The 8,445-nt window shown below is 68.8% G+C and carries 5 protein-coding genes; 2 read left to right on the forward strand and 3 right to left on the reverse strand.

The window, feature by feature from the left end:
* Positions 1 to 119 precede the first annotated feature (119 nt).
* Together EQG76_RS16980 and EQG76_RS16985 are read left to right on the forward strand one after the other, a co-directional pair.
* Positions 120 to 1,712: an alpha-amylase family glycosyl hydrolase gene (locus EQG76_RS16980; RefSeq protein WP_159715577.1), complete on the forward strand. Its 1,593-nt coding sequence runs from the start codon at positions 120 to 122 to the stop codon at positions 1,710 to 1,712.
* Between the two features lie 81 nt (positions 1,713 to 1,793).
* Positions 1,794 to 3,281 (forward strand): mannitol dehydrogenase family protein, encoded by a 1,488-nt coding sequence (locus EQG76_RS16985; RefSeq protein ID WP_159715579.1) that lies wholly within the window; start codon positions 1,794 to 1,796, stop codon positions 3,279 to 3,281.
* Positions 3,282 to 3,285: 4 nt separating this feature from the next.
* Here the strand turns inward: EQG76_RS16985 and EQG76_RS16990 are convergent, their stop codons facing one another.
* The 3 genes from EQG76_RS16990 to EQG76_RS17000 form a co-directional block, all read right to left on the reverse strand.
* Positions 3,286 to 3,591: a putative quinol monooxygenase gene (locus EQG76_RS16990; RefSeq protein WP_159715581.1), complete on the reverse strand. Its 306-nt coding sequence runs from the start codon at positions 3,589 to 3,591 to the stop codon at positions 3,286 to 3,288.
* Positions 3,592 to 3,672: 81 nt separating this feature from the next.
* The gene (locus EQG76_RS16995) at positions 3,673 to 6,282 is read right to left on the reverse strand and encodes an ATP-binding protein (RefSeq protein WP_159715583.1); all 2,610 of its coding nucleotides are present in this window, start codon (positions 6,280 to 6,282) and stop codon (positions 3,673 to 3,675) included.
* On the reverse strand, positions 6,269 to 8,445 hold a 2,177-nt coding region (locus EQG76_RS17000), incomplete at its 5' end, for a GGDEF/EAL domain-containing response regulator (protein ID WP_159715585.1). The genes EQG76_RS16995 and EQG76_RS17000, both read right to left, overlap by 14 nt.

The raw sequence follows: 8,445 nt of genomic DNA on the forward strand, positions 1-8,445 counted from the left end.
GGTTCAACCCGGGCAGGACGGCCTCGTTCCACCAAGAAAACGGCAGCCGGCCCGGTGGGAACCCGTCGGCCCACAACGGGCTTGCGCAACGGTTGGCCCATAGGTGCTGGAGGTGGCTGATGCCGGAGAACACCTGGTGGAAGCGGGGGATCGTCTACCAGATCTATCCCCGGTCCTTTCAGGATTCGAACGGCGACGGCATCGGCGACCTGGAGGGCATCCGCCGCCGGCTCGACCATCTCGCCTGGCTGGGCGTGGACGCGGTCTGGCTCTCCCCGTTCTATCCCTCGCCCATGGCCGACTTCGGCTACGACGTCGCCGACTATTGCGGGGTCGATCCGATCTTCGGTTCGCTAGGCGACTTCGATCGGCTGGTCGGCGAGGTGCATGGCCGAGGTCTCAAGCTGATCGTCGACTTCGTGCCTAACCACACGTCCGACCAGCATGAATGGTTCAAGGAAAGCCGGTCGTCGCGCGGCAGCCCGAAGCGCGACTGGTACATCTGGCGCGACCCGGCACCGGGCGGCGGTCTGCCCAACAACTGGAACAGCAATTTCGGCGGGCCGGGCTGGACCTTCGACGCGGCGACCGGCCAGTACTACTACCACGCCTTTTTGAAGGAGCAGCCCGACCTCAACTGGCGCAACCCACAAGTCCGGGCGGCGATGCACGACGTGCTGCGCTTCTGGCTGCGCCGGGGCGTGGACGGCTTCCGGGTCGACGTGATCTGGCACCTGATGAAGGACGAGGGCTTCCGCGACAACCCGGTGAACCCCGCCTATCAGGCCGATCAGCCAGACATCAACCGGACCCTGCAGATCCATTCCACCGACCAGCCCGAGGTCCACGGCATCATCGCCGGGATGCGCCGGGTGCTGGAGGAGTTCGACGACCGGGTGCTGATCGGCGAGATCTACCTGCCGCTCGACCGGCTGGTCACCTATTACGGCGAGAACCTCACGGGCGCGCACCTGCCGTTCAACTTCCAGCTCATCCACATGGCTTGGCGTGCCCAGGACATCGCGGCGCTGGTCGAGGAGTACGAGGGCGCCATCCCGCCGGGCGGCTGGCCCAACTGGGTGCTGGGCAACCACGATCAGGCGCGGATCGCCGTGCGGGTCGGCGCGGCGCAGGCGCGGGTCGCCGCCATGCTGCTGCTCACTCTGCGCGGCACGCCAACCATGTATTATGGCGACGAGCTCGGCATCAGCCGGGTGGAGATTCCGCCCGACGCGGTACAGGACCCCTGGGAGCGCAACGAGCCGGGCCTGGGTCTTGGCCGCGACCCGCAGCGCACGCCGATGCAGTGGGATGGCTCGCCGAATGCGGGCTTCACCACCGGCCGGCCCTGGCTGCCGCTGACCCCAGACCACGGCACCCGCAACGTGGCGATGATGCAGGAGGACCCGAGCTCGATCCTGAACCTTTACCGCAGGCTGATCCAGTTGCGGCGACGCCACCTGGCCCTGAGTGTGGGCGACTATGTCGGCGCACATGCCGATGGCCAGGTGTTTGCCTATGAGCGGCGCTTCGGCACGGAGCGCCTCCTGGTCGCCCTCAACTTCGGCCATGCGGCGCAGGCCGTGCCGCTGCCGGAGGGAGTGGCGGGTGCGCGGGTGCTGCTGTCGACCCATGCTTCGGGCGAGCCGGCCATCCATGGCCAGGAACTGGCGCTGCGCCCGGACGAGGGCGTGGTCCTGGCGCTTAGCTGAGGAGGGCGGTGACAACTTTCGCCGGCTGCCCCGGCCTGCCATCGTGGCCAGGCCAACGATCGGGTTCGGAAGGAGCGCAGAATGGCCGGGTTGAACAACAGCATGCTGGAGTGTCTGCCGGCCGGCATCGGCAAGCCGGCCTACGACCGCGGCAAGGTCACCGCCGGCATCGCGCATCTGAGCGTCGGCAACTTCCACCGCGCCCATCAGGCGGTCTATCTCGACCGCTGCCTGGGCATGGAAGGCCAGGAGGGCTGGGGCATCCTCGGCATCGGCATCATCGACAACCCATCAGAGCGGGCTAAGGCGGCGAGCCTCACCCGGCAGGACGGCCTCTACACGCTGAGCGTGTTTCCGCCCGACGGTAAGCCTAGCAGCGAAGTGATCGGCTCGATTGTGGACTATGTGTTCGCGCCCGTCGATCCTGCGCTGGCCCTGGCGCGCTTATGCGATCCCAAGATCCGGATCGTGTCGATGACCATCACCGAGGGCGGCTACAACATCGACGACAAGTCAGGGGCGTTCCGGCTGGATGCACCGGAGATCGTAGCCGACCTGGCCCGGCCCGAGGCACCGGCTACCGTCTTCGGCCTGATCACCGCGGCCCTGGAGCGTCGGCGGAAGGCAGGCGTTCCGCCGTTCACTGTGCTGTCCTGCGACAACCTGCAGAACAATGGCGAGGTGGCGAAGAAGGCGATCCTGGCTTTCGCCGGGGCGCGCAGCCAGGAACTCGCCGACTGGATCGCCGCAAATGTCGCGTTTCCGAGCTGCATGGTCGACCGGATCACGCCCGCCGTGCTGCCCGAGGACGTCCAGCGGCTGAACGCGCTCACCGGGATCGCCGACGAGGCGCCGGTGTTCGCGGAGGACTTCATCCAGTGGGTGGTCGAGGACCACTTCCCTTCAGGCCGGCCGCGGCTGGAAGCGGTCGGCGTGCAGTTCACCGACGACGTGAAGCCTTATGAGCAGATCAAGCTCAGGATGCTGAACTCCTCGCACCTGATGCTCTCCTATCCGGGCCAAGTCGGCGGCTACCGCTTCGTCCACGAGGCGATGGCGGACGAGCGGATCATGGGGCTCCTACGCACCTTCCTGGACAAGGACGTCATCCCGCTGCTCTCCGCACCGGCGGACATGCCGCTCGAGCGCTACCGGGACATCGTGCTGGCCCGCTTCGCCAACCCGGCGATCAACGACCAGAACGCGCGGCTCACCTCGGACAGCACTTCCAAGATCCCGGTGTTCCTGTCCGAGACGATCCGCCAATGCCTGGAAGGGGGACGCGATCATCGCCGCCTGGCCTTCCTCCTGGCCGGCTACGCCCATTATCTCGGCGGGGTCGACGACAAGGGCCAGCGCTTCGAGCCGATCGAGCCGAAGCTGGAGGATGCGGACCGGGCGCTGGCGAGCGATCCGGATCCGGCCGCACCCTTGCGGATCAGCACGCTCCGCTTCCTGGAGCTCGATGCCAATCCCGGCTTCGTCCGGAGCTTCGTCGGCTACCGCAAGGCGATCGCCGACAAGGGCATCCTCCCGGCACTGGCCGACCTCCTGGCCGAGCCCGGCTGACCCGTCAGCGGACCTCGGCCATGATCAGGCGGCGGCCGGCCAGCAGCTTGCCGGTCGCCTCGCGCAGGATCGGCATGCGCGGGTTCTGCTCGTGGCGCGTGACCGCGGCCTCGTCGGCATAGAGCTCGTTCACCATCACCTTGTTGAGGATGGGCGTGCCGTCGCGCTCGATCGGCTTGATCACCTCGAAGCGCAGGCAGCCTTCCTCCTCCTCGAGGGTCAGGCGCGCATGCTCGCTGATGAGCCGGGTGAACTCGGCTTCCTGGCCGTCCAGGGTGTCGAACTCGACGATGATCGCGATCTGCGGCATTGGCGGGGCCTCCCTCGGTCGGTTTCATGTCCACGGGGAGCGTCTGGTCGCAGGCCGTCGGTGCCCCGTTGCCCGCCCTGGCTAGTGCTGCGTGCTGCGCCCGTCCAGGGTCTGCTGGGCATGCCAAGCCATCAGGCCATTGGTGGCACGCTCCAGTTCCAGGCGCAGGCGCTGGACCTCGGCCGGTCCCCTGGCGAGAAGTGCCGAATCGTCCAGGCCGCGCCAGCCGAGCAGCACGTCGAACAGGGCGGTGGCGCCGACATGGGCGGCGCTGGAGCGCAGGGCATGGGCATGGTCGCGCATGGCCGCGACGTCCTTCTGCGCTACCGCCTGCTCGATGCCCTCGACCAGCTCGGTCGCCTCGCTGACGAAGGTGTCGACCAGCTCGTCGATGAAGCCGTCACCCTGGTCCAGCACCGCCAGCCCCTCCAGCTTACGTCGGTCCAGCACCGGGCGGGGATCGCCGGCGGTCGCCAGTGCCACCACCGCGCGGGGCTTCGACAGCTCGGTGACCAATTCGGCGGGCCTGGCCGCGGGCGCGCGGACCGGCTGGGGCGGCGGCACCGCGCGGGCCGGCCTGGGCGACACCGGATCGGCCGCGGATGCGCCGCTGGCACGGTGCTCGGCCACCAACTGGTCGATCTGGTCGAGCAGGGTATCGGTCTCGATCGGCTTCATGGCGTAGCCGGAGAACCCGACCTTGCGGCACTCCTCAATCGTGGCATCGGTCACGTCGGCGGTGAGTGCCACCACCGGCGGCAGGTCGTCCTCGGTGAACTTCAGGAGCTTCAGGGCCTCGATCCCGCCCATGCCCGGCATGTTCAGGTCCATCAGCACGAGATCGAACCGCTCGACCGCAATCCGGTCGACCGCCTCCTGGCCCGAGCCCACGATCACCACCTCGTGCCCGGCACTCTCCAGGATGCGGCGGGCGACCTGCTGGTTGGTCAAATTGTCCTCGGCGATCAGGAGGCGGGCCGGATGCCTGGCGATTGCCGGTTGCTGCCTGGACTCCAGTGCCGGGGCCTGGTGCGGTGCCAGTGCCGCCCGCACCAGGACCGGCAGGTCGTGCTCGATCCCATCGGGTGCCACACTCGCCATGGCGTAGTCCGGCCGCGGGGCGGTCGCGGGCTGCAGCACCACGATGTCGACCTGGACCTCGATCCGCCGGGTCACCAGGTCGAGCAGCTCGACCGCATCCTCTCGGCCGGCCCGGCTCAGCACCAGCAGGCGCCGGCCATGGCCGCGGCGCAGGAGCAGGGCGGCGGTGGCCAGATCGGCGGCCGGCTGAGAGGCGATCCCGGCGCCGCGGATCGCCGCATGGGCGCGCTCGGCCAGATCTCCCTCGCCCAGCACTACCACCGTGCCGTGGCTCGGCAGGGGCGGGAGCGCGTCGGTGGCCACCGGGACCAGCGGCAGGGCGAAGCCGAACCGGGTCCCCTGGCCGGGCGCGCTGGCGACGGCGAGGCGCCCACCCATCAGCTCCACCAGCTCCTTGGCGATGGTGAGGCCGAGCCCGGTGCCGCCATAGACCCGGTTGGTGGTCTCCTCGGCCTGGGTGAAGCTCTCGAAGATTCGTGCCTGCAGCTCCTGCGGGATGCCGATGCCGGTGTCCTCGACGTCGAAGCCCGCGCCCGCCTCGCCGTTCGGCAGCATCACCCGGCTCACCCGGATCGTCACCCCGCCCCGCTCGGTGAACTTCAGGGCGTTGGCGATCAGGTTGGTCAGCACCTGCTGCAGGGCGGACATGTCGCCGGTCAGGCCCGGCGGCACCTGCGGGTCGAGCACCAGGCGCAGCCACAGGCCGCGGGCCTGGGCCTGGGGCTCCAGCATGCCGCGCAGGATGCCCAGCAGCAGGTGGACGTCGAACGGCTTGCGCACCACCACGAACCGGCCGGCCTCGATCTTGGCGGCGTCCAGCACCGCATCGACCAAGCCCAGGATCGTGCCCGACGCGGTACGGATGGTGCCCAACATCTCGCGCCGGTCGTCGTCCTTCTCGTCGCGGCGCAACAGGTCGGACAGACCGATCACCGCGTTGAGCGGGGTGCGGAACTCGTGGCTCATCACCGCGAGGAAGCGGCTCTTCGCCCGGTTGGCATCCTCGGCACGCTGGATCGCCTGCTCCAATTTGCGCAGCAGGACCGAGACGTAGGCGGGCAGCACGACCAGCGCCATGATCAGTGCTATGTCCAACTGGGGAATCTGCTGCCAGTTCTTGTTGAAGAACACCACCAGGCCGAACAGCACCAGCGACATGCCCGCCGAGGCGAACAGATAGGGTCGGCCGAAGCGGAAGCCATGACCGAAGATGATCCAGAGCAGGATCGGGTAGAAGGGCGAGGCGGCCATGCCGCCCACCAGCATCACCGCGTTCACGCCGGTGGTGTCGATCAGCATGCCGAGCAGGCGCCGCACCACGCTGACGCCCGGATGGAGCAGGATGTGACCGAATACCAGGAGCGAGAGGCAGAACGCGCCCAGGCTGATCGACAAACCCTGGACCAGGAAGCGCTCCGACGCCTGCCCCGCGGGGGCCGCGAACAGGATGTAGAGGCCGATCAGCACCGAGAAGCCGATGCGGATCAGCGCCTGCTCATGCTCGGTATCGGGCCGCCCGGCCAGCCGCCGCCTGATCCACGCGACCGGGCCCTGGCGCTGGCGAGGCGGCGGTGTGTCATCCGTCGCCACGTCCAGGCTTCCCGCTGCTGGTTCCACCGGCCAAGGCCGGCCCGACGCCCGCCATGGCGTGCAGCCGCTCGAATTCCTCGGGCGGCATCGGCATGCCGATCAGGTGCCCCTGGATCTGGTCGCAGCCCATCCGCTGCAGGATCTGGCGCTGGCCCGGCGTTTCCACGCCCTCGGCCAGGACGATCAGGCCGAGCGTGCGGGCCAGCTCCACGATCATGTGGACGATCCGCTGCGATTGCTCGTTGGTTTCCAGGTCGAGCACGAACTGCCGGTCGATCTTGAGCCGCTGCACCGGCAGGCGCTGCAGATAGGCCAGCGAGGAATAGCCGGTGCCGAAATCGTCCAAGGACAGCGACAGGCCGAGATCAGATAGGAAGCGCATCGTGCCCATGGCCTGGGCGGTGTTCTCGAACAGCGCGTCCTCAGTGATCTCGATGTCGATCCACCTGGGGTCGATCCCGGTCTCAGCGAGCAACTGGCCGATCTGCCGCTCCACGCCCTTCTCGCGGAACTGGCCGGGGCTGATGTTCACCGACATGGTGAAGCCGCCGATGCCGCGCTCCTGCCAGGCGCGCAACTGGCGGCAGGCCTGCTGCAGCACCCAGTTGGACAAGGGGGCGATCAGCCCGATGTCCTCGGCGACATGGAGGAACTCGCCGGGCCGGACGATGCCGCGGTTGGGATGGTTCCAGCGCACCAGCGCCTCCACTCCGACCACCCGGCCGGTCTGGAGGTCCTGCTGCGGCTGGTAGTGGACGGTGAACTGGCGGGCGGTCAGGGCCTGGCGGAACTCGCGCTCGAGCTGGATCGTCCGCTTGGCGGTGACGTTCATCTCCTCGGCGAAGAACCGCCAGGTGTCGCGGCCGGACTGTTTGGCGCGGTGCATGGCCAGCTCGGCGTTGCGCAGGAGCTGGTCCTGGTCCTGGGCATCGGTCGGCCAGATGGTCACGCCCATGGACGCGCTGACATTGATCTCGCGCTCGTCGATCTGGAACGGCTCGGCGAAGATCTCGCTCAGGCGCCCACACAATTCGGCGGCCTCGTCGGGCCGGCGCAGGCCCGGATGGACCACCAGGAACTCGTCGGAGCGCAGCCGGCCGAGCGTCTCCACCTCCTTCATCCGGCTGCGCAGACGCTGGGCCAAAGCCTGCAGGAGCGCGCTGCCGAACCCATCGCCATAGGCGTTGTTGAAGCTCCTGAACCGGTCGATGTCGATATGGACCAGCGCCATCAGGGCGCCTTCTGCCCGGGTGCGGCCGATCTCCTGGCTGATCCGCTCCAGCATGGCCTGGAAGGAGGGCAGGCCGGTGAGCGCATCGACCCGCACCGCCGGTGCCGCCGCCGACTGACTGCGCAGCGCCTCGTCGACCTCGTGCCACACCGTCAGCACATGGCCCACCTGACCCGCGGCATCGGCGAGCGGCGCACAGGCCAGCAGGACATGGCGGCCCTGGCCGGCGGCACCAATCTGCTCGATCCAGGGCTGAACCGAGCCGTCGCCGGTCTCCAGGATCTTGTCGGCCTGGAGCTGGTGGCGGATCGCGACCTCCTCGCCCAGCACGTCGCGAAGCGTGGGCGGATGGCCGTTCGCGGCGGGCCCCGGTGCGGCCTCGCCCATCAGCCGAAGCCAGGATGGGCTGGCGGCAACGATGCGGCCGGCCGGGTCGGTGGCAAAGGCCGGCATCTCCAGGCGGGCGCACAGGCTGGCTGGGTCCAGGAGGAGGGCGGCGGCACCACCGCTGCCGATCAGGCACTGCTCCAGGTCCGCCGCGCGCTCGGCCAGCAGGCGCTGCTGGCGGCGCATGGTCAGCAGGTTCTTGATCCGGGCGCGGAACTCCAGATGGTCGACCGGGCTCAGGAGGAAGTCGGTGGCACCCGCCTCGAGCGCCCGGTAGCAGTAGTCGCGGTCCTCGTACACGGTGACCACGACGATCGGGATCAGCTCGCAGCCCGGCCGGGTGCGCAGCCGGCGGATCAGCTCCGCACCGTTCATCCCGGGCATGTTGAAGTCGGTGACCACCAGGTCCGGTGCGCTGGAGGCGTCGATCGCGGCCAGGGCGGCGACCGCGGTGCCATAGGCCTGCACCGTCAGGCCTTCCTCCACCGACTGGGCGAGCCTGGTCAGGATGTTGCGGTTGGTGACCCGGTCGTCGATGACGACTA

It is taken from the genome of Geminicoccus flavidas, assembly GCF_009806515.1.
Lineage (GTDB): Bacteria > Pseudomonadota > Alphaproteobacteria > Geminicoccales > Geminicoccaceae > Geminicoccus > Geminicoccus flavidus.

Bases quoted from the DNA above. Each gene is read 5' to 3' on its own strand.
- EQG76_RS16980 (WP_159715577.1), top strand. From the start codon at position 120: ATGCCGGAGAACACCTGGTGGAAGCGGGGGATCGTCTACCAGATCTAT.
- EQG76_RS16990 (WP_159715581.1), bottom strand. From the start codon at position 3,591: ATGCCGCAGATCGCGATCATCGTCGAGTTCGACACCCTGGACGGCCAG.
- EQG76_RS16985 (WP_159715579.1), top strand. From the start codon at position 1,794: ATGGCCGGGTTGAACAACAGCATGCTGGAGTGTCTGCCGGCCGGCATC.